Source organism: Streptococcus sp. SCPM-O-B-15304 (M98), assembly GCF_058200215.1.
The window spans coordinates 1-20,097 of record NZ_JBYQGQ010000008.1 but is presented as its reverse complement, the minus strand read 5'-3'; the positions used below and the strand labels follow the sequence as shown (position 1 = coordinate 20,097).

General features: G+C 35.6%; 25 protein-coding genes. 10 read left to right on the top strand and 15 right to left on the bottom strand.

The genetic code is table 11. The features are described 5' to 3' along the window. Nucleotides 1-77: 77 nt before the first annotated feature. A complete protein-coding gene (locus AC3E7H_RS06185) occupies nucleotides 78-989 on the bottom strand; it encodes a hypothetical protein (protein WP_490676251.1) in 912 nt (303 codons plus the stop codon). A 292-nt stretch (nucleotides 990-1,281) separates the two neighbouring features. After that, nucleotides 1,282-2,250, bottom strand: a complete 969-nt coding sequence (locus AC3E7H_RS06180) for a hypothetical protein (RefSeq protein ID WP_049509215.1) — start codon at nucleotides 2,248-2,250, stop codon at nucleotides 1,282-1,284. Nucleotides 2,251-2,476: 226 nt separating this feature from the next. Here AC3E7H_RS06180 and AC3E7H_RS06175 point away from each other — a divergent pair, with 226 nt between their 5' ends. Next, nucleotides 2,477-2,626: a hypothetical protein gene (locus AC3E7H_RS06175; protein WP_490676250.1), complete on the top strand. Its 150-nt coding sequence runs from the start codon at nucleotides 2,477-2,479 to the stop codon at nucleotides 2,624-2,626. A gap of 36 nt (nucleotides 2,627-2,662) precedes the next feature. Here the strand turns inward: AC3E7H_RS06175 and pynA are convergent, their stop codons facing one another. The 7 genes from pynA to yjbM all read right to left on the bottom strand — a co-directional run bounded on the left by pynA (nucleotide 2,663) and on the right by yjbM (nucleotide 7,518). Further along, complete coding sequence (gene pynA / locus AC3E7H_RS06170; RefSeq protein ID WP_485681054.1) at nucleotides 2,663-3,355, bottom strand: pyrimidine 5'-nucleotidase PynA; 693 nt, start codon at nucleotides 3,353-3,355, stop codon at nucleotides 2,663-2,665. A gap of 74 nt (nucleotides 3,356-3,429) precedes the next feature. Then, nucleotides 3,430-3,768, bottom strand: coding sequence for a type II toxin-antitoxin system RelE/ParE family toxin (locus tag AC3E7H_RS06165; RefSeq protein ID WP_049509216.1), 339 nt, complete (start codon nucleotides 3,766-3,768; stop codon nucleotides 3,430-3,432). Continuing rightward, nucleotides 3,761-4,054 (bottom strand): type II toxin-antitoxin system RelB/ParD family antitoxin, encoded by a 294-nt coding sequence (gene relB / locus AC3E7H_RS06160; RefSeq protein WP_049509199.1) that lies wholly within the window; start codon nucleotides 4,052-4,054, stop codon nucleotides 3,761-3,763. The genes AC3E7H_RS06165 and relB overlap by 8 nt, the downstream gene beginning before the upstream one ends. A gap of 104 nt (nucleotides 4,055-4,158) precedes the next feature. After that, nucleotides 4,159-5,133 (bottom strand): phosphate acetyltransferase, encoded by a 975-nt coding sequence (pta, locus tag AC3E7H_RS06155; protein WP_485681053.1) that lies wholly within the window; start codon nucleotides 5,131-5,133, stop codon nucleotides 4,159-4,161. 15 nt (nucleotides 5,134-5,148) lie between these two features. Beyond that, the gene (locus AC3E7H_RS06150) at nucleotides 5,149-6,048 is read right to left on the bottom strand and encodes an RluA family pseudouridine synthase (protein WP_485681052.1); all 900 of its coding nucleotides are present in this window, start codon (nucleotides 6,046-6,048) and stop codon (nucleotides 5,149-5,151) included. Beyond that, nucleotides 6,045-6,863, bottom strand: a complete 819-nt coding sequence (locus AC3E7H_RS06145; RefSeq protein WP_025171265.1) for an NAD kinase — start codon at nucleotides 6,861-6,863, stop codon at nucleotides 6,045-6,047. Before AC3E7H_RS06145 ends, AC3E7H_RS06150 begins: the two co-directional genes overlap by 4 nt. Next, entirely contained in the window at nucleotides 6,847-7,518 is a 672-nt protein-coding gene (gene yjbM / locus AC3E7H_RS06140) for a GTP diphosphokinase (protein WP_000627444.1), read from the bottom strand. The genes AC3E7H_RS06145 and yjbM overlap by 17 nt, the downstream gene beginning before the upstream one ends. 134 nt (nucleotides 7,519-7,652) lie before the next feature. Here yjbM and AC3E7H_RS06135 point away from each other — a divergent pair, with 134 nt between their 5' ends. From AC3E7H_RS06135 to AC3E7H_RS06100, 8 genes are all read left to right on the top strand, one after another. After that, nucleotides 7,653-8,222, top strand: coding sequence for a CYTH domain-containing protein (locus AC3E7H_RS06135; protein WP_000681314.1), 570 nt, complete (start codon nucleotides 7,653-7,655; stop codon nucleotides 8,220-8,222). 124 nt (nucleotides 8,223-8,346) lie between these two features. After that, complete coding sequence (locus AC3E7H_RS06130) at nucleotides 8,347-9,291, top strand: ribose-phosphate diphosphokinase (protein WP_001285421.1); 945 nt, start codon at nucleotides 8,347-8,349, stop codon at nucleotides 9,289-9,291. Between the two features lie 15 nt (nucleotides 9,292-9,306). Then, on the top strand, nucleotides 9,307-10,422 hold the full coding sequence (locus AC3E7H_RS06125) for a cysteine desulfurase family protein (RefSeq protein ID WP_000639691.1): 1,116 nt from the start codon (nucleotides 9,307-9,309) through the stop codon (nucleotides 10,420-10,422). 4 nt (nucleotides 10,423-10,426) lie between these two features. Further along, nucleotides 10,427-10,774, top strand: a complete 348-nt coding sequence (locus AC3E7H_RS06120) for a DUF1831 domain-containing protein (RefSeq protein ID WP_049526341.1) — start codon at nucleotides 10,427-10,429, stop codon at nucleotides 10,772-10,774. Nucleotides 10,775-10,783: 9 nt separating this feature from the next. After that, entirely contained in the window at nucleotides 10,784-10,999 is a 216-nt protein-coding gene (locus AC3E7H_RS06115; protein WP_000489417.1) for a DUF4649 family protein, read from the top strand. 81 nt (nucleotides 11,000-11,080) lie between these two features. Next, nucleotides 11,081-11,722, top strand: coding sequence for a redox-sensing transcriptional repressor Rex (locus tag AC3E7H_RS06110; protein ID WP_000660647.1), 642 nt, complete (start codon nucleotides 11,081-11,083; stop codon nucleotides 11,720-11,722). Nucleotides 11,723-11,737: 15 nt separating this feature from the next. After that, the gene (locus AC3E7H_RS06105) at nucleotides 11,738-12,427 is read left to right on the top strand and encodes a gamma-glutamyl-gamma-aminobutyrate hydrolase family protein (protein WP_000743329.1); all 690 of its coding nucleotides are present in this window, start codon (nucleotides 11,738-11,740) and stop codon (nucleotides 12,425-12,427) included. 23 nt (nucleotides 12,428-12,450) lie between these two features. Beyond that, nucleotides 12,451-12,930 (top strand): hypothetical protein, encoded by a 480-nt coding sequence (locus tag AC3E7H_RS06100; protein WP_001004203.1) that lies wholly within the window; start codon nucleotides 12,451-12,453, stop codon nucleotides 12,928-12,930. Between the two features lie 2 nt (nucleotides 12,931-12,932). Here the strand turns inward: AC3E7H_RS06100 and radC are convergent, their stop codons facing one another. Next, nucleotides 12,933-13,613: a RadC family protein gene (radC, locus tag AC3E7H_RS06095; protein ID WP_000286951.1), complete on the bottom strand. Its 681-nt coding sequence runs from the start codon at nucleotides 13,611-13,613 to the stop codon at nucleotides 12,933-12,935. A gap of 63 nt (nucleotides 13,614-13,676) precedes the next feature. Continuing rightward, on the bottom strand, nucleotides 13,677-14,957 hold the full coding sequence (locus AC3E7H_RS06090; RefSeq protein ID WP_075228582.1) for an O-acetylhomoserine aminocarboxypropyltransferase/cysteine synthase family protein: 1,281 nt from the start codon (nucleotides 14,955-14,957) through the stop codon (nucleotides 13,677-13,679). A 191-nt stretch (nucleotides 14,958-15,148) separates the two neighbouring features. On the opposite strand from AC3E7H_RS06090, the gene AC3E7H_RS06085 reads away from it, so the two are divergent. Then, nucleotides 15,149-15,844 (top strand): VIT1/CCC1 transporter family protein, encoded by a 696-nt coding sequence (locus AC3E7H_RS06085; protein ID WP_075228581.1) that lies wholly within the window; start codon nucleotides 15,149-15,151, stop codon nucleotides 15,842-15,844. Nucleotides 15,845-16,433: 589 nt separating this feature from the next. Here the strand turns inward: AC3E7H_RS06085 and AC3E7H_RS06080 are convergent. The 4 genes from AC3E7H_RS06080 to AC3E7H_RS06065 form a co-directional block, all read right to left on the bottom strand. After that, nucleotides 16,434-16,934 carry a hypothetical protein gene (locus AC3E7H_RS06080; RefSeq protein WP_075228580.1) on the bottom strand — a complete coding sequence of 167 codons (501 nt, stop codon included), beginning with the start codon at nucleotides 16,932-16,934 and terminating at the stop codon, nucleotides 16,434-16,436. Next, entirely contained in the window at nucleotides 16,931-17,554 is a 624-nt protein-coding gene (locus AC3E7H_RS06075) for an ATP-binding cassette domain-containing protein (RefSeq protein WP_075228579.1), read from the bottom strand. The genes AC3E7H_RS06080 and AC3E7H_RS06075 overlap by 4 nt, the downstream gene beginning before the upstream one ends. After that, complete coding sequence (locus AC3E7H_RS06070; RefSeq protein WP_490676249.1) at nucleotides 17,551-19,533, bottom strand: ABC transporter permease; 1,983 nt, start codon at nucleotides 19,531-19,533, stop codon at nucleotides 17,551-17,553. Before AC3E7H_RS06070 ends, AC3E7H_RS06075 begins: the two co-directional genes overlap by 4 nt. 225 nt (nucleotides 19,534-19,758) lie before the next feature. Beyond that, on the bottom strand, nucleotides 19,759-20,097 hold a 339-nt coding region (locus AC3E7H_RS06065; RefSeq protein WP_490676248.1), incomplete at its 5' end, for an FtsX-like permease family protein.

The following is a 20,097-nucleotide window of genomic DNA, read 5'->3' as shown; positions in this document are numbered from 1 at the left end:
AGTGGCTGTCTAAACCACTTTAAAAAGTATCTATTGAGATTTGAGAAGTTTTATAGAGAATTTATACTAAAGAGCCTTTATTCACCACCTTTTCTCGTGTTAGAAAGGATAAATTCTTTGTCGATTTCATCAATAATCAATTCTGTTCGAGTATTAAGTTTTTCATCAAATCTTTTATTCAATTCCTTTACAACGCTTATCTTAAACTCATCACTTGATTTTTGTTTATAGAAATCAAATCCTCCAGAAGCCGCGCTACAGCAACTCCCCCAATCTGAAAGATAGCCTATTATTTCAAAAACACTATCATTGTATTTTTCAAATTTTTTAGTTGCTGTACTTTTTAAATAACCTGAAATACAATTTACAAAAGAGTAGTAATACTTAGAATCACGAAATGAATTGTATTCTGCACTATGAAAACTTGGATCGAGAATTCGTGCTGATCGCACATCTTCCATAGTGGGTTTTGTGGTCATTTTAATATCAGTCTGCAGATAAGCATAATAGGTTTCCTTATCAAAGAAAGCTCCATCTACCGCTATCAAAGCACCATACATGCCATCTTCATACTGAAAAACCATCACAGCACCGTTCCTATATTTGCTTTCTATAGGAACAGGCGGAGCAATTCTCTTTTTGGGATTTTCTTTTTTTACACTAATTTTTTCTAAAAACTTTTCTAGATTTTCACTTCTTTGTTCTAAAAATTCACTATCTGCCCCCAATTCTTGGGCAAGTTCTAAATCCTCTTTGTTGAGAATGATTTCTTTAATTTCAAGCAAGAATTCGTCATCTAATTGCCCAACTTCCCATAAACAGTGTGCTAAGGCGAACAAGACATCATACATATCGTCATCGTACAAATCCGACGTCAAGTCATTTTTAATTGTATTTGCATCTTCTCCTTGATTGTATCTCTCGAAGAATTCTTCTTTAATATCTAAGGAGGTGTCATTTCCAAAAATCGTTGCATCCCATGTGCCCATAATTTCAAGACTCCTATCTACTTTTAAAAAGTTCTAAATATTTTACAAGGTTTTGCAAAGAATCTATTGTTCAGAATACTCAGAAAGATAACTGATCATTATAAAAAAAACTATCATGATATCTTTCAAATCTTTTCCTTGCAGGACTTTTCAAATACCTTCTAAATCTATGCTGACAACAAACTAGATTAAATCTCCCCTTAGCCAGAGATAAGGAGAGATTACTAAAACTATACTTAAGCACATCTTAAAGATTAAATTTCTATTATTTGACTTTCACCCAATAAATAAACTATTTAACAATCAAATAATGTGCATCTTTTATCTTATAATTTTCTAGATTGATAACTGTTTGTTTCTTATCAACAATATCATATTTAACCAGAGAATCATTAAATAAAAAATAATAGATGTTGTCTTTAAATGTAAAATACGGTGCAATATATTGCTCTGTACTAAAGCCTTCCAGATGAATAATATCTTCTTCTAAATTGTCTAGATTGACTGTAGTAAAGGAAAATTCGCCATTATATAATCCCTCATTCTCTATAATCAATTGATTATTTTTAGCATCATAGTGAATATTTGTTGGATACTTATCAGGAATATCGATATAATTCTTGCTCTGACTCTTTAAATCAAAAACCATTATTTTATTTCCCGACTTATATTCTCCATCAGAATTGCGCCCACTAAGTGCTTCCACAATATACAAGACATCATCTACATTAACCATTCTCATATATGCTGATGTTTCGTCAAGATTATATTTTTCCACGATGTTGAACTCTTTATCCATTTTCCAAATTTCCGTATTAGGAACTTGGGTTGATAAATCCAATGTGGTTACAAGTAAGTATAAATAATTATCTACAATAACAAACTGTTGACTGGCATTTAACTGACCATCATTTTTCACGGTAACATTAGTAATAACCTCTAAATTATTATCATATTTATAAAATTCAATTCTATCTGTAAAGACAGCAGTTGCATATAAATAATCCCCATCTGTTATAGATGCGTATGCATCATTTCCTTCTGCTAATTTAAACGTTTCACTTAAATTTTCCTTATTAATTCTAGAGACATATCTTTTTAGACCTGAGGTATCTTTTGTTTTTGCAGTTGAATAGGATCCTGCTTCCGAAAAACTTTCTGCCCAATAGATAAATTTCTCTTTTCTAGATATATTAACCTTGAACTCATTTAAATCATAATCATCAAAGACAGCTATTTTATCGCTATCCCAGATAGCCATTTTATAATCATCTACCGAATTTACCTTATTTGACTGACAGGCACTTAGACAAATAAGGCAGCAACAAGCACTTATTAACATCAACATGAAGTTTATGTTTCTTTTATTACTTTTTAATATCATACTGATTTGCTCCTATATAGCTTTTTTATACCAATTTAAGACGTTCAAACAGATGAATAGATAATTTATTGACTAGTTTAGATGCTTCTTTTTCAATACCTACTTGATTAACTGTACTACCAATTTGATATCCATATACAACTTAACGGTAGATGACAATCACAATATTCTTGCCATTATATCCTTGTATGATTTATTATATCAAAAAATAAAACGTTTTCAAAATATTATCAAAATTTCTTGCACTCCATGAATCATGTTTTCCAGAACCTTTTATATTTTGTGATTTTTAAAGTTCCCCCAAACAATTCAGCAAATCTTTGTAAGAATGAACTTCATAAGTTGGCTGGGCTTGAGTCTTATTTTCCATATGATGAGGATTGTACCAGATGGTATCGATGCCAGCATTATTTCCCCCCTGAATATCAGCTGATAAGGAATCACCAATCATAAGGGCATGATTTTTATCAAAGTTAGGGATTCGAGCTCCAATTTTCTCATAAAATTCAGCATCTGGTTTTTGAGTATGGAGTTGCTCTGAGATGAAAATCTCCTTGAAGTACGGTTTAATACCAGATTGTTCCAAACGACCTGTCTGAATATAGGTAATTCCATTTGTCGCAGCATAGAGCTCATAGCCTTGTTTTATCAAATTTTTTAATAAATCTTCCACACCTAGGTAAGTCTGCCCCTGTTTTGAAAGGAAAAACTGGTAGCGCTCTGCTAAGTAGGACCCATCTTTTTCAATACCAAAATGAGCAAACAATTTTTCAAAACGAGTGTTAATTAACTCAGCCTTTGTAATTTTTTTCTGTTCCAAATCCTTCCAAAGGGCTTTGTTCATGGGCACATAATAATCTTTGTAAGTTTGGATATCCTCAACTCCTTCTTCTTCTAAGAGTTGCGTCAGAGCTATATCCTCAGCAGCATCAAAATCGAGTAAGGTGTGATCGAGGTCGAATAATAGAAATATGTATTTCAATTTTAAAAACTTCCTTTCTTGGGGGGACAAATAGTGGGACTAAATGATTCAAAAAAATTTAAAAAATTTTACCTCTACTTATTGAATAGCTTAGCCCAATTCTGCTTGGAATTTAAAATTCTGGAGACATAAACCTCATATTTGTCGATATAATAAAAAGCTAAGTAATTTTCAATTGGCATATATCGATAACGTTTTCCGTCATCTGTTAATTCACCATAACCTCGACTTGAAACCAAAGGACATGCTTCTGGAAAGGTTTCTAAAGTTTCTAGTGCCGTTAGAATAAGGTCTAGTTTACTATCGGCAGATTGCTGGCTGTAAAAATTCAGTACAATATAATCATGTATTTCTCTCAAGTCTTTCTTAGCTTGATCCGTAAGAGAAACATGGTAACGCTTATGATTAGTCAAGTCCAAATTCCTTTCTTACATCTGCCAAAGACGTTAGTTTACCTTGCTCAATTTCTTGATGTCCCATCAAGATTTCCTTTTTCAAGTCTTCAAAAGCAACCTGATATTGAGTCTCTTGTAAATCACTAAATACGAACTCTTTAGGATCAACTGCACCTGTCGCAATTTTACGAAGTGCAGCATTAAAAATATCTGATAGAGTTAACTTTTCATCAGCTAAGATTTCTTTCGTTTGTTGGTAAAAAGTCGAATCTGCTCGAAAATTAACAGGTTGAGTACTTGCCATGATTAATACCTCTTTGTAAAGATGATTTGTAAATACATTTTATCATCTTTAGATTTGAAATTCAACGAAAAGCTCCTTTAACAGAAAAGGAGCTATCTTGTATTTTATTGGTGTACAGCTTGTGCTGCTGTGATTAGAGTAAGTTTGAAGACGTCATCTGAGTTACATCCACGAGAAAGGTCATTAACTGGTTTGTTCAAACCTTGCAATACTGGACCAACTGCTGCAAAGCCACCGAGACGTTCTGCCATCTTGTAGCCAATATTTCCTGCTTCGATACCTGGGAAGATAAAGACGTTTGCTTGTCCAGCAACCTTGCTTCCTGGCGCCTTGAGAGCAGCTGTTTCTGGAACGAAGGCAGCATCAAATTGCAATTCACCATCAATTTCAAGGTCAGGACGAAGATCATGAGCAATCTTAGTCGCTTCAACAACTTTATCAACGCTTTCACCAAAACCAGAACCTTTAGTTGAATAGCTCAGCATAGCAATTTTTGGTTCGATACCGAACATCTTAGCTGTGATAGCAGAGTTAATCGCAATTTCTGCCAAAGCTTCAGCATCAGGATTGATATTGATGGCACAGTCACCAAAGAGGTAACGTTCGGTACCACGAACCATGAGGAAGGCACCTGAAGTTCGGCTAACATTAGGACGAGTTTTAATGATTTGAAGGGCTGGGCGAACAGTTGCCGCAGTAGAGTGAATAGCTCCTGAAACCATTCCATCTACCAAGCCCATGTAAACCAACATAACACCAAAATAGTTTACGTCATTAACCAAGATTTCGCGTGCTTCATCTTCAGTCATTTTTCCTTTACGACGTTCTACAAGTGATGCTACCATTTCTTCAAATTGAGGATAATGTGCAGGGTCAATCACTTCATAACCATCCATAATTCCTTCGATTTCAAGATAGATTTTAATTTTGTCAGGATTTCCTAGCAAAACGGGAATAACTTCTGTTTCTTTTACGATGCGTTTTGTAGCTTGAAGAATACGTGGTTCTTCACCTTCAGGCAAGACAATACGTGCATTTTTACCAACTAGGTTGGCTTTTAAACTTTCAAAAACTTCCATGAGTTTTTACTCCTTTTAAGATAAATTATTATTTGATAACTGGGTAATAAGGGTGTTAAAATCATCCGGCAGTGGACTTTCCATCTCCAACTGCTCTTCAAGAAAAGGATGATAAAACGATAAGTTATGGCAATGCAGAGCTTGACGCTCTATGCCATGTTCAAGACTACCACCATATAGGTCATCACCAAGCAAAGGGAATCCGATATGGGAGAAATGGACACGAATCTGGTGTGTCCTTCCTGTATGCAGTCGAATATCAACTAGATGAATATTGCCATAAGACTCCACTATACGATAGGAAGTATGGGCATACTTACCACCTTTTGCAACTCGTCTAGTGATGATCGAATCTTCGTCACGGGCAATCGGGGCAATAATTTCACCTTGAGGTTCCAGAACCCCATCTCCTTTAACCAGAGCAAAATAGCGCTTTTCAATGGCTTTCTTTTGCAACTGCTTGTCTAGTCTAGCATGAGAATAACCATGTTTAGCAAAAAGCATGAGACCCGAAGTATCGCGATCTAGTCTGGTTACAATGTGAACCTGCTGATTTTCATAGTTCTGTTTCACATAGTAGCCCTTGATAAAATTAGCGATGGTATTGGAATGATTGACACTAGGAATCGAGGCCACACCAAAGGGTTTGTTTAGGATTAAGAAATGATCATCTTCAAACAGAATATCCAGTGGATAATCAATTGCTTCCAGTGTCTCAAAACCTTCCTCAGGAGGAATGTCGATGACAACCACATCCCCTATATCTAAGAGATAGGTTGCATTTTGTGGATGACCGTTTACGCGAATATCTCCACCTCGAAACTTGATTTTGGCAAGCAATCCTTTAGAGACTTCATGCTTTTTCAAAAATGTCTTTACCTTGACGTGTTCGTCAGCAATAAATTCAAACCTCATTCATCCACCTCACCAATAAAGGCATCTTTGACACGATTCCAAAAACTAGTATGGCTTGGTGTTGCTACAAAATGAATCTTATGATGGTCTATCTGGTATTCTATTCTTTCAATATTACGGTAAGAATAAATGCTATTGTCAACAGAAATCGTATGATAGTCATTACGAGTTGGTATCAATTCTATCTTATCCTTCTTAGGCACAATAATAGAAGAACCTAAGGTCCGGTAGACACGATTGTTAAGACTCGCAATTTCTGTCAATTGTAGGGCCTCAATAGTAGGGTGCAAAACAGCTCCACCAAGAGATTTATTATAGGCTGTACTCCCAGTTGGCGTCGATACCGTCAGGCCATCTCCTCTAAAACGTTCAAATGGCACTTGGTTAATGATAATATCGGCAACCATGGTCCTATCAGCTCTCCGAATGCTAGCCTCATTCAAAGCACGGAAAATTTTCACTTCTCCATTTTCCAAAAATATCTTTACATTTAACAGTGGGTAAGACACACGAGCCCCAGTATCCAACTGTAAATTAGTAAGCAATTGATCTAGTTCAAAATCACGGTAATCCGTATAGAAGCCTAAATGACCTGTGTGAACACCAACGAAGCGAACCTTATCCAGCTGGTCTTCATACTTGTGAAAAGCAGACAAAAGCATCCCATCCCCACCTATGGAAATCACGATATCGGGATGTTTATCATTTAATATAAAGTTATTCTTTTTTAGTCGATCTCTTAATTCATATAAGACTCTTTGACTTTGAGGTTTGCGATTAGCGATTAGATCAATTCGTTTACCTGTATTCTTCATCGGTATCGTCACTATTACCTACCCCGTCATTTAACTTTCTATGCAATGGATCAAAGAGTGCCTGTGCTTCCTGGATATCATCACGAATTTTACTCATTTCTTCATCCAATTGGTGAGAGATTCTTGCTGTGATTTCCAAGCGTTTCTTAATTTCTTCTGGAAAATCCCCTTGATATTTATAATTGAGAGAATGCTCGATGGTAGCCCAGAAATTCATAGCCAAAGTACGAATCTGAATCTCCACCAGAATCGTTCTTGCCCCATTGATCGTATCAACTGTATACTCAATAATCAAATGGTAAGAACGATAGCCTGAAGCCTTTCGATGAGTAATGTAGTCACGTTCTTGTACCACTCTCATGTCTTGCCTCTTACGAAGGATGGCAACAACCTCGCTCACGTCATCTACAAATTGAACCATGACGCGTAAACCTGCAATATCTTGCAAGTCCTGTTCCAACGTATCGTATCCAATCCCTCGACGAGCCATTTTTTCTTTTATACTTTCGATCGGTTTGACTCGACCAGTTACAAACTCAATTGGAGAATGTTTATTTTGTTTGCGGTATTGTTTTCGAATACCTCGGAGTTTTATCTTCAGCTCTCCGACAGCCTGAATGTAAGGATCTAAAAATTCTTCCCATTCTGTAATCATATATCTTTTTCATCCAATTCTCTATACACTTCGATTTATCTAGTTTTTGATTTTCTAGGAAAAATCTTATACAATAAATACAATGCTTATTATACCATACAATCGCTTTCAAAGATAAGGAAAAAGTAAAAAAAATGAAACATTTAGAAATTGAAATGAAAACACTTCTAAACAAGGATGAATATCAAAGATTGCAGGATCACTTTTCAGGAGTCACACCTATTACACAAAAAAATTACTACCTAGACACGCCAGATTTTTACCTTCGCAAACATAAAATCGCTATGCGCATTCGTACTTTTGAAAATAGCGCTGAATTGACCATAAAAATCCCACAAAAAGTTGGAAATATGGAGTACAATCAAGATCTAAGCCTCGAGGAAGCAAACCATTGTCTTAAAGAATGTAAACTTCCGCAAGGAATGATTCTTGACGAATTGACTAGCCGTGGACTTTCAACCAGTGGTTGGGTAGTTTTAGGTTGCCTAACTACTGTTCGCTACGAAAAGCAAACTCCTATCGGACTCATGGCACTTGATCAAAGCCAATACTTTGATATTGTTGACTATGAGCTTGAATTAGAAGTGGAAGATGGCAACCAAGGTAGTCTTGATTTCCAAGAATTTTTACAAGCCAATGAAATCCATTACAAAAAAGCTCCTTCAAAATTGGTTCGTTTTATAGAAAATATGAAAAAATACTGAAATAATCTTCTTTTTTTGATAAAATAAAAGGGATGAAAAATAATAGAATCTGTTGTAGAGAGCATTTATCACTAAAAGTGTTTCACTACAGCGATTCACTTAGTTTAAAGAGGACGGTTTATCGATGTCAGATACAAAAAACATGAAACTTTTCGCACTATCTTCCAACCAGGAAATTGCTCAAAGAATCGCAGATGCTGCAGGTGTTCCACTTGGAAAAGTATCTTCACGCCAATTTTCAGATGGTGAAATCCAAGTTAACATCGAAGAAAGTGTTCGTGGATATGATGTTTATATCATCCAATCAACTAGTTATCCAGTAAATAACCACTTGATGGAACTCTTGATTATGGTTGATGCTTGTGTTCGCGCTAGTGCTAATACCATTAACGTTGTACTTCCATACTTCGGCTACGCTCGCCAAGATCGTATCGCTTCTTCACGCGAACCACTTACTGCAAAACTGGTTGCAAATATGTTGGTGAAAGCTGGAGTTAGTCGTGTATTGACTCTTGACCTCCATGCCGTTCAGGTTCAAGGATTCTTTGACATTCCTGTAGATAACCTCTATACAATTCCACTTTTTGCAAAACATTACTGCGATAAAGGTTTGACTGGTTCAGATGTGGTTGTTGTTAGTCCTAAAAACTCTGGTGTAAAACGTGCTCGTAGTCTTGCAGAATACCTAGATGCTCCGATTGCTATCATTGATTATGCACAAGATGATTCTGAACGTAGCCAAGGTTACATTATTGGGGAGGTTGAAGGTAAGAAAGCAATCTTAATCGATGACATTCTGAATACTGGCCGTACCTTCTCTGAAGCTGCTAAAATCTTAGAACGTGACGGCGCAACTGAAATCTATGCAGTTTCAAGTCATGGACTATTCGTTAACGGTGCTGCAGAGTTATTAGATGCAACAAATATCAAGGAGATCTTGGTTACAGATTCTGTTGTGACAGAAAGTAGAAAACCTAAAAACGTACAATACATCACTGCTAGTGAATTGATTGGTGATGCTATGGTTCGTATTCATGAAAGAAAACCAGTTAGTCCACTATTTAAATAGAAATTAGGTGAGTTTTTGATTTATTTGGATAATGCTGCAACGACTCCGATGTCTTCAGTAGCTATCTCAGCAATGACTCAAGTCATGCAAGAAACTTATGGCAACCCTTCTAGTATTCATGGCCATGGGCGCCAAGCAGGTAAACTATTACGAGAAGCTCGTCAAGAACTTGCAAGTTTACTAGGAACAAAGCCACAACATATATTTTTTACCACTGGTGGTACTGAAAGCAATAATACTGCTATCATCGGCTACTGCCTTCGCCATCAAAATCGTGGAAAGCACATTATCACTACTGCGATTGAGCACCATGCTGTTCTAGAACCCATCAAATACTTGGTTGAAAATTTCGGTTTTGAAGTGACTATTTTACATCCTGAACATCAAGAAATCACTGCAGACCAAGTCAAAAATGCACTGCGTGAAGATACCATTCTTGTTTCTACTATGTTTGCAAACAATGAAACTGGTACACTTTTACCTATTGCTAAAATTGGTGAAGTTCTAAAAAATCATCCAGCCGTCTATCATGTCGATGCGGTTCAGGCAGTTGGTAAATTTGAGATTCTTCCCGAAAAATTGGGAATTGATTTTCTTAGCGCTTCTGCACACAAATTTTATGGTCCAAAAGGAGTTGGTTTTCTCTATGCTGCATCTACAGATTTTGACTCCTACCTTCATGGTGGCGATCAAGAGCAGAAAAAAAGAGCAGGAACAGAAAATCTTCCTGCCATTGTGGGAATGGTAGCAGCTCTAAAGGATGATCTTGAAAACCAAGAACAAAACTTTAAAAAGGTTCAAAAACTAAAAGAAACATTCTTAAAGGAAATGGCTGACACAGACTATTATCTCAATCAAGGGAAAGACCAGCTACCTTATGTCCTTAATATTGGATTCCCAGGTCAACGTAATGATCTACTACTCCTTCGTCTAGATCTTGAAGGTATTTCTATTTCAACTGGCTCTGCTTGTACTGCAGGTGTCGTTCAGGTTAGTCATGTTCTTCAGGCTTTCTACGGTGAAGACTCTCCTCGCTTACACGAATCCGTTCGCGTCAGCATTTCACCTCAAAATACAGAGCAAGAAATAATCACTCTCGCACAAACTCTAAAAGAAATCATTGGAGGTTAACTCAATGGCATTCGAAAAAACCATTAGTCTTAAAAATTGCCGTTATGATTACACACTTAGCCCAACCGTCAAAAAGTTCACTCTAAAAGATAACACTTTTTTTGAAACTAAGGTTGGTAACTATGAACTAACACGTCTTCTTGAAAAAGTTCCAAATAGTGGGGAAGGTTTCCAACTTAAGATTATCATCAACAAAGACTTAACAGGTGCAAAAATCAACATCACTGATAAATTTGGTCTACGTTTAGTCGATATCTTTAAGTCAGAAGAAACTCATATCCACCAAGAGAAATTTTACTTCTTGATGGATAGTCTTGTTGAACGTGATGTCTTTACTAAAAGCGAAAGATAGAAGGCAATTATGTTTCGATTAACTTACAAAGACACCTATCAAGTCGATCGCGTTTTAGAATACGAAGATTATGAAGCACTCATGCTATCACTTTCAGGTTGTGTGACTCTTCCAGATACTACTGTCATTACTTCTCTGACCTATAATGAAAAAGAAATCTATCAGGGGCTTCTGGGAAATCTCTATCGTTTTCTATCTCACTATGATTTTACGAAGATAAGCTAAGATTTTTCTTAGTTTTTTCTTGTTTTTGTTGATTTTTTCACAATCTTTCTATAAAATAGTATTTAGAAAGGTTGTGATTTTGTGAAAGAAAAACAGTCTGCTATTCCAAAAGCAACAGCAAAGAGACTTTCTCTTTATTATCGTATCTTTAAAAGATTTCATGCAGAAAAAATTGAAAGAGCCAACTCAAAACAAATTGCCGAGGCCATTGGTATTGACTCTGCTACTGTTAGACGAGATTTTTCCTACTTTGGTGAACTTGGTCGCCGTGGATTTGGCTACGATGTCAAAAAACTAATGACGTTTTTTGCTGATCTTCTAAATGATAATTCTATTACAAATGTTATGTTGGTGGGTATTGGTAATATGGGGCACGCTCTCCTTCACTACCGTTTCCACGAACGAAACAAAATGAAAATCATTATGGCTTTTGATTTGGATGATCATCCTGAAGTTGGGACAAAAACTCCTGATGGAATCCCAATTTATGGAATTTCCCAAATCAAGGATAAAATAAAGAATGCAGATGTTAAAACTGCAATCTTAACAGTTCCGAGTGTCAAATCACAAGAAGTAGCTAATCTCCTTGTCGAAGCAGGTATTAAAGGAATTTTAAGCTTTTCACCCGTTCATCTCCAACTACCAAAAGATGTGGTAGCTCAGTATGTAGATTTAACTAGTGAATTGCAAACTCTCCTCTATTTCATGAGAAAAGAGGATTAGAAAGCGAAAGCATTTATGAAAAAACCAGTTATTGGGATTACAGGAAACGAAAAAGCTCATCCTGATGATGAGCTTATGATGAGCTATGCTGCGAAAGGCTTTGTTGAAGGAGTCAAGGAAGCTGGGGGAATTCCCATTATCCTACCAATTGGTGATCAAGAAATGGCTAGTTACTACATTGGCTTGATTGATAAACTCATTTTAACTGGTGGACAAAATGTCGATCCAAAGTTCTATGGTGAGCCTAAAAAGATCGATAGCGATGACTACCACCTTCAGAGAGATATTTTTGAGCTAGCTCTTATAAAAGAAGCCATTAAACAGAAGAAACCCATTTTTTCTGTTTGTCGAGGCACCCAGCTCTTTAATGTGGCTATGGGAGGATCTCTTTATCAAGATATTGAAGACCATTGGCAGGATACTTCAGCCGAGTATACAACTCAACGTTTAGTCACCGAGCCTGATACTATTCTTCGAGATATCTATGGAGAAATCTCCCATATCAACTCTTTCCACCATCAGAGTATTAAGGACCTAGCTCCAAATCTAAAGGTTGTAGCTCATGATCCTAAAGATGGAATTATCGAGGCTGTTACAACAACGGATGGTTTCCCTTTCCTCGGTGTTCAATGGCATCCAGAATTTCTCTTTGAAAATCGCCCCAAAGATAAAACACTTTTCGACTATGTCGTCAATGAACTCTAAAGCTACTAATAGGTTATTAAATCGTGAATGAACTTAAAACACCTTCTACTCATGATATTTTGAGAGATTTAGAAGCTAATATTTTCACTTTTCTTAAGAGCAAGGAAATAGAAGTTTATTTTCAACTTTCTAATCTATACAGACTTTTAACAGCCGAAAGCTATCAAGCATTTTCTAAGGATAAAGAGAATCTTGATAAACTATCTCAAAAAGAAAAACAAAAGCAACTCAAAGAGTGGTCTAAAAAGGCAAAACCATTTTGTAAAAAAACAGATGCTAAATTAAAAGGTAAATTTCGCTCATCGGTCGGTTTTTACAGGGATATCCTCATCCATAAAAAAAGGTATTATAAAATAAAAGATTTTAATGCTATTGTTGATTTTATCGTGCAAGAAAAATTGCTAGTCCCTACATTAGCTCCACTTCCTGTCATAGATATGACTCAAGTAGAATCCTATGCTTTACAAGAGATTGATCAGGGTCCCCTAAAATTTAAAAAATAAACCTATATCAAGTCCGTCTTCTCACGGTAACTAAAATAATCGGAATGTGAAACAATGAGATGGTCCAATAAGACCAAACCCATTAATTCGCAGGCTTCTTTAACAAGTTTCGTAACATGGTCATCATTTCTACTAGGCATAACAGCACCAGATGGATGATTATGAACAAGAATCACGGATGTAGCCATATGCTTTAAGGCATAGTGAAGAATTTCTCTTGGTTCCGCAATACTTCTAGTAGCAGATCCAATAAAAATGGTTTGCTGATGAATAATTTGATTTTGTGTATTCAGATAGAGCGCCACTAGGTGCTCTTGTTTTTTATCTCCCAATTCTTGTTGCATCTTTTTAGCCAGTCTTTGACTACTAAGAATGCTCTCTGCCTCAATGGTTTCATGTTTGTGAATACGACTTCCAAGCTCAATCATTGCTTGCAGTTCAATAGCCTTCACTCTACCGATACCTGATAAACTCTGCAGTTCTTGCAAGGTCATTTTTTTTAACTCAGTTAAACTGTTCAATTGAGACAATACTTTCTGTGCAATTTCAAAAACGGTAGATTGACGAGTTCCTGTTCGTAATAAAATGGCTAGTAATTCCTGATTGCTCAAACTCTCTACTCCTTCTGTCACCAAGCGTTCCCTTGGCAAGAGCGAATCTTCTTGAAATGAAATACTGTACATAAAAATCCTCCTCACTTTATTATTCGTGAGAAGGATGATTAATTCAATAAAAACTAGTTATTTTTAGATTTTTTCAAGAGCTAGTCGCAAATCTTCAATCAAATCATCGACATTTTCAAGACCGATTGAGAGACGGATTTGATTTTTAGTTACTCCTGCTGCTTCTAGATCAGAGTCTGACAACTGAGCATGTGTTGTAGTTGCGGGATGAACCACCAATGATTTAGCATCTGCTACATTGGCTAAGTTTGAAAAGATTTCCAAGTTGTCAATCACTTTACGAGCTTCTGCTTCTCCACCTTTAACATGGAAGGTAAAGATTGAACCAACACCTTTTGGTAAATATTTCTCCGCCAAGGCATGGTAAGGGCTATCAGCTAATTTTGGATAATTGACTTTTTCAACTTTTGGATGGTTCACAAGGAAATCAACGATTTTCTCAGCATTTTGAACATGACGTTCAACACGGAGAGATAGTGTCTCAAGACCTTGTAGGAGCAAGAATGAGTTAAATGGTGAAAGGGCAGCTCCCATATCGCGAAGCAATTGCACGCGAGCAGCAACGATAAAGGCTGCAGCACCAACATCACGAGTATAGCTGATATTGTGGTAGCTTGGATCTTCATCGACTAATTGAGGGAATTTCCCTGAAGCAGCCCAGTCAAACTTACCGCTATCAACAATGACACCGCCAATAGTTGTACCGTGTCCACCGATAAATTTAGTCGCCGAGTGAACCGAGATATCTACACCGTGTGAAAAGACATTGATAAGATAAGGCGTTGCAAAGGTATTGTCTGAAACCAAAGGAATCTGATGTTTATGAGCAATTTCAGCTATTTTTTCAATATCAGGAATGTTGATAACTGGATTACCCAAAGTTTCAATCAAAACAAGTTTGGTATTATCTTTAATCGCTGCCTCTACTTCTTCTAGATTATCAATATCAACAAAAGTTGTGGTGATTCCGTAACGAGGAAGGGTTTCTTTCAAAAGGTTAAAGGTCCCACCGTAGATAGTTGAAGCTGCAACCACGTGGTCTCCTGCATGAGCAAGTCCAAGGATAGTATAAGTAAGAGCTGCCATCCCAGAAGCTGTGGCAAGTGCACCTACTCCGCCTTCTAGTGCTGCAATACGCTCTTCAAAAGCTGAAGTTGTTGGATTGGTAATACGAGTATAGATATTTCCAGCTTTTTGAAGGGCAAAAAGGTCTGCACCCTCCTGTGTATCTTCAAATACAAAAGATGTTGTTTGATAAATTGGTACAGCACGAGACTTGGTAGTAGCATCTACCACTTGTCCTGCATGCAATTGAAGAGTTTCAAATTTAAATTCACGAGTCATAATCAGACCTCCAAAGATTTCATTAAATTAATTGTATCATCTATGGCAGTTAGTTACAAATACAACTTTGTTATATATTGGCATAAGCAATAGCTATGGCTATTATTAAAATTGTAGAACTTTTTTCAGAAAGTTTAAAAAGTTTGATTTCACTTCTCCCATACTTTATAATGAATATAAAGGAGAAGAATATGTCAGAAATTACACATGAAATTGATACAAACTTCGCTGGTCGTTTAAATATTCTACGTGCTGGTGTCCTCGGAGCCAATGACGGGATCATTTCCATCGCTGGAGTTGTTATCGGGGTTGCCAGTGCAACAAGTAATATTTGGATAATCTTTCTTTCAGGTTTGGCTGCCATCTTAGCGGGTGCCTTCTCTATGGCTGGAGGTGAATATGTTTCAGTATCCACTCAAAAAGACACTGAAGAAGCTGCTGTAGCTCGTGAGCAATTACTTTTGGATAAGGATATCGAGGCTGCAAAGAAATCTCTCTATGCTGCTTATCTTCAAAATGGTGAGTGTGAAACTTCAGCTCAACTTTTAGTCAATAAAGCTTTTCTTAAAAATCCACTTAAAGCTTTAGTTGAAGAAAAATACGGAATCGAGTATGAAGAGTTTACCAATCCTTGGCATGCTGCAGCATCTAGCTTCATTGCTTTTGTTCTTGGTAGTCTACCACCAATGCTTTCCATTACCATCTTTCCAAATGACTATCGAATCCCTGCTACTGTTTTTATCGTTGCGATTTCTCTATTGATTACAGGTTATACCAGTGCCAAACTTGGGAAAGCCCCAACTAAAACAGCTATGATTCGTAACCTTTGTATCGGTTTTTTAACCATGGGAGTGACCTATCTATTGGGTCAGTTGTTTAGTATTTAAGATAAAAATTGATGCTGAGCAAAAACTAGATTAAAAATAAAACCACACAGTGATTTCAAGCTTGAATAGCATCAAGCCGAAAGAAATACTGTGTGGTTTTTGAATAGTAGCCTTTTAGAGTCTAAACTACTGGCCAATTTTGCTAGATTTATAGTCGTGAAGGTGAATCCTAACTCTGTTTAAATGGCTTATTTGCCTCTAATACTCAATGAAAATCAAATAGCAAACTAGGAAATTAGCCACAGGCTGTACTTGAGTACATCAAGGCGACGCTAAAGCAGTTTGAATTTGATTTTCGAAGAGTATTAATTATAAACCATGGCATGAGAAAGGTATTCTGTAAGAAAAAACTGCACTGGTCCTCTGAAAAATCAAATGATGCAACAACTGCTCAATTATTGATAAACATAAATTGATGATGCGATGGACCTAACTTTGTATGCACATGATACATATAAGTAAACTGAATGTCATTGTTTTCTTCAGGACTATTTGTAAGTTTTATCAACTAAAAAGCGCGAGTATTAAGATAAAATACTAGGATTATAAATTGACTTTTTTTCTATCAAAACAGGCAAATAAATCGCAATCACTTACTTTTTTCTTTAAAAGATTCATATATTTTTTTATATACCACTTTTATATCTTTTTTCTGAGAATTCAACTCTTCATTACCGTAGTCAAAATTTGCTACTACAAATCCCTCGTCAGCATTAGAAAAAGTAAAAAATTCTATTCCAATGAGTTTATTATGCTTAGAGTCCTCAATAGTGTCTCCTAAATTATTATTAAATTGCTTCACTTCTTCTTCACGAACTCCGAACCCAGAAGCAGCACCATTTGCAATGATGTTTGAAAATACTTCTTCTGAAGACGCTACTTCTTTCACAGTTATGAAGTATGTGGCCTCTTCTGTTTCTACTTGTCTCACTTTATTCCATTTTTCTGTATCACTAGAAGAAACCGTAAAAACTGTTAACTCCAACGTTGGTTTATTGGTATTCTCTTTTGAGATCATTTGTTTTCTAAAAAAGAAGAAGGCAAGTAACCCAGCTACAAAGATCAAAGCAATATAAATTATCTTTTTCATACATTATCCCCTATATCTTTCATATCAATGATCACATCAACTTTATTATAGACAGCTGGATCATGCGTCGCTATAATAACATATTTGTCTTCATCTCTTTCATTTAATAATAAACGAATAATTTCTTTTCCAATCTCACCATCTAAAGCTCCTGTGGGTTCATCTGCTAAGATAATTTTACGTGGTTTCATTAACATTCTAGCAATAGCTACACGTTGAGCCTGCCCTCCAGACAATTCATATATTTTTTGATGTAAATAGTCACTTGACAGTCCTACTTTTTCAAGTACATCAGTTATTGTTTTTTTGTCTTTAGTGATAAGTTTCAAATTATCATATACTGTTTTGTTTTCGATTAAAGAATAATTTTGAAATACATATCCAACAGTATTTTTAAAAAAAGTTCTTTCTTTTATCTTCCAAATATCCTGTTTATCAACTAAAACATTCCCACTATCAATTTTTTCTAATCTTCCTATAATATTAAGAAGGGTGCTTTTACCAGATCCGGAACCTCCAATCAATGCATAACTTTTTCCAGATTCAAATCTTAAATTTAAGTCTGTAAAGATCTTCTTTGAGCCGAAACTTTTTGAAACGTTCAAAAGGTCAATTGTCATGTTTCATCTCCTTTTAAAATTTTAGTATAGCTTTCAGATAATTTTCTAAAACTCATGATTATTGACAACATCAAAACCAGCAGAGAAGCAAGACCAATATATAGCAACTCTATTTGACCTGTCATAAGAAATGTAAATAGGATAACCATTGTAATAGTCATCATAAAATACTTGAGACTTGAAATTGCTATATATGTTTTTGACAGACCCAAAATGATTTTCTTCACATATTCATTCTGTTTTAGGGCAATATAAAGTTGGACATATTGATAAATGAGTATAAAGACAATACTGTAAATTATCTTCTGCAAGATTTGTGACAGTAGAATTTGGTGCTCTAAGGACTGGATCTTTAATTTCACAATTTGGTAAACATCTACTGGATTCATTGAAACATTCAACTGGCTAGCCATCTCATTTATTTTCTTTACCGCTTCAGGACTAAAAAGAGACTTATGTGTTATATTACTAGCTAAAGAAAACTGGTTGTTTTCAATCATTTTGTCCGTATCTAACACAACAACAATATTATCTTTACTATCTGCTACACTTGCGATCGGTAAAAACTCTTTCATTTTATGATTATCATCAGCATCCTCATTGAAATAAAAAATTTTTTCCCCATCAGGAATTATTTGTACTGCAAGCTCTTCTTTTGTATAGTTTGTTCCAATAAATTGTTCTGCTACAACTGTATTCTCAATGGATTTCTGGTTTTCTTTCCATTTTTCAGGAATATAGATGGTTGCTATCTTATTATCTAAAAGATGATAGTTTGTTCCATTCACTTTATTTTGTAGGTTAGCACCTGCTTGATTGATATAAATCAACTCTTTATTTATTTCTGGATTCGTTATTCCGTCATTTTCTAATTGTTTAGAAAAGTCTTCTAAAGCATGAGACGTTTTCATAAAATCTGGAACATAGGCCGAGGATCGTTCTATATATAAATAATCTAAGTTTTTTAAGGAAGCAGCTATCTGTAGATACTGACCATCCGAATCACTTACTTCTCCATTTTTAGCAGAGTTATTTTCAATTCCAAGGAACTCAATCCTTCTCCAGTCTTTTACTGTGTCCCATGGTACTAAATTCTGTATCTGGATGTTGATACTGGATTGACTACTCTTTGTTTCTTGTAAAAAAATTCCTGATACAACGATAATAATCGAAATAATGGCAAGCCATACGACAAAAATAAGCTTGTTTTTCGCCTTGTTTTTGATAATTTCAATGGGCTTTTCAATCTGAATCGTCAACCAAAATAAAACAAAGGTAATGAGATCAATGATTTGAAATAATATAAAATTCGTTAAAAGCAGAGAGAAAAATAACTTAGAACTATAGGTTAAGAAACCATTTCCCAAAAAAGAACTGTAAAAAACCATCAATAAAGCCATCATAATCAGTTCAAAAATAAGAGAAATGCCATACTCTCTTCTTAGATCGTATACAGGCAATCCCAAAGAACGTCGTATCACTCCCTCTTTAATCTGCCTCGTTCTAACTACAAATAACACAACTAATAAAGTTAAGTAAATTGAACTCATTAACAGTATTCTTAAAGTTCCAGTGAATTGTAACATTCCTCCTATATACCAAGGATAAGACATATATACTGTTTGCAGCCCTGTCATCGTAAGTGGTTTCAAAGTGTCTACATCCATTTTCCCAAGGGTGTAATACATCCCTATTATCGGTACTGACTTTAACTGTTCACTGTTTTCATCATCGAAATTTACATACTTAAACTGACCCGAACTCTGAACGATTGGCTTGTAAATGATAACTTTTTCCGTTTTTGATAAGTCACGAAGCATTTCGTATATTTCGTTATTAGAAAGATTGCTTTTCCCTTGAATAGAAAAAGCACCATCAATTGGTAAAGGTATGGGGGTTTCAGTATCACTGATAGTGACCAAACCAATTGCAGCAATCAAACAAAAGAAGAATCCAATGATACATAATTTTAATTTCATAAGCACTTACCATATTACAAAAGACCCCATCTTATAATCGGGTCTCTTGTTTTCATAAATTATTTTTAAAATCTATAATAATCCCAATATGCATTTAATCGAATATCGCTCCAAGATTTTTTTGCACTTGAATATGCCCATCCATAATCTTTTTTATCGTGAACTTTAACGTTCCCCAAATATTCGTTTGGGTTAATACTATGATTCCTTGACAAACATTTTTTATTATATTTGAACAATCTTGCGATAACTTCTTGAAGTAATCATAAATATTAGGACATAGACTAAAGCAAAGATACCACAAATGGAAAGTGTTACGCTTAACATCATAGCTGTATCCACACCACCAATAACCTTGATAATCAAACTCAACATGTGATAGGCAAAGGCTAGATGTAGGAAGGCGAAGATTACAGGGAGGAAGAAGACAGTCAAGACTTGCTTGTTAATGGTTTGCTTGATTTGTTTTTGGTCCAAGCCCACCTTTTGCAAAATCACAAAGCGTTCACGGTCTTCATAACCTTCTGAGATTTGTTTATAGTAAATAACCAGTACAGTACCTAT

Excerpts from the sequence above, each read along its gene's own strand:
- AC3E7H_RS06085 (WP_075228581.1), top strand. The coding sequence starts at position 15,149 with ATGTCAGAAATTACACATGAAATTGATACAAACTTCGCTGGTCGTTTA.
- yjbM (WP_000627444.1), bottom strand. The coding sequence starts at position 7,518 with ATGATTACAGAATGGGAAGAATTTTTAGATCCTTACATTCAGGCTGTC.
- AC3E7H_RS06070 (WP_490676249.1), bottom strand. The coding sequence starts at position 19,533 with ATGAAATTAAAATTATGTATCATTGGATTCTTCTTTTGTTTGATTGCT.
- AC3E7H_RS06090 (WP_075228582.1), bottom strand. The coding sequence starts at position 14,957 with ATGACTCGTGAATTTAAATTTGAAACTCTTCAATTGCATGCAGGACAA.
- pta (WP_485681053.1), bottom strand. The coding sequence starts at position 5,133 with ATGGAAGTTTTTGAAAGTTTAAAAGCCAACCTAGTTGGTAAAAATGCA.
- AC3E7H_RS06120 (WP_049526341.1), top strand. The coding sequence starts at position 10,427 with ATGGCATTCGAAAAAACCATTAGTCTTAAAAATTGCCGTTATGATTAC.
- AC3E7H_RS06185 (WP_490676251.1), bottom strand. The coding sequence starts at position 989 with ATGGGCACATGGGATGCAACGATTTTTGGAAATGACACCTCCTTAGAT.
- AC3E7H_RS06180 (WP_049509215.1), bottom strand. The coding sequence starts at position 2,250 with ATGGCTATCTGGGATAGCGATAAAATAGCTGTCTTTGATGATTATGAT.
- radC (WP_000286951.1), bottom strand. The coding sequence starts at position 13,613 with ATGTACAGTATTTCATTTCAAGAAGATTCGCTCTTGCCAAGGGAACGC.
- AC3E7H_RS06130 (WP_001285421.1), top strand. The coding sequence starts at position 8,347 with ATGTCAGATACAAAAAACATGAAACTTTTCGCACTATCTTCCAACCAG.
- AC3E7H_RS06135 (WP_000681314.1), top strand. The coding sequence starts at position 7,653 with ATGAAACATTTAGAAATTGAAATGAAAACACTTCTAAACAAGGATGAA.
- AC3E7H_RS06115 (WP_000489417.1), top strand. The coding sequence starts at position 10,784 with ATGTTTCGATTAACTTACAAAGACACCTATCAAGTCGATCGCGTTTTA.
- AC3E7H_RS06075 (WP_075228579.1), bottom strand. The coding sequence starts at position 17,554 with ATGACAATTGACCTTTTGAACGTTTCAAAAAGTTTCGGCTCAAAGAAG.
- AC3E7H_RS06145 (WP_025171265.1), bottom strand. The coding sequence starts at position 6,863 with ATGAAGAATACAGGTAAACGAATTGATCTAATCGCTAATCGCAAACCT.
- AC3E7H_RS06150 (WP_485681052.1), bottom strand. The coding sequence starts at position 6,048 with ATGAGGTTTGAATTTATTGCTGACGAACACGTCAAGGTAAAGACATTT.
- AC3E7H_RS06105 (WP_000743329.1), top strand. The coding sequence starts at position 11,738 with ATGAAAAAACCAGTTATTGGGATTACAGGAAACGAAAAAGCTCATCCT.
- relB (WP_049509199.1), bottom strand. The coding sequence starts at position 4,054 with ATGGCAAGTACTCAACCTGTTAATTTTCGAGCAGATTCGACTTTTTAC.
- AC3E7H_RS06080 (WP_075228580.1), bottom strand. The coding sequence starts at position 16,934 with ATGAAAAAGATAATTTATATTGCTTTGATCTTTGTAGCTGGGTTACTT.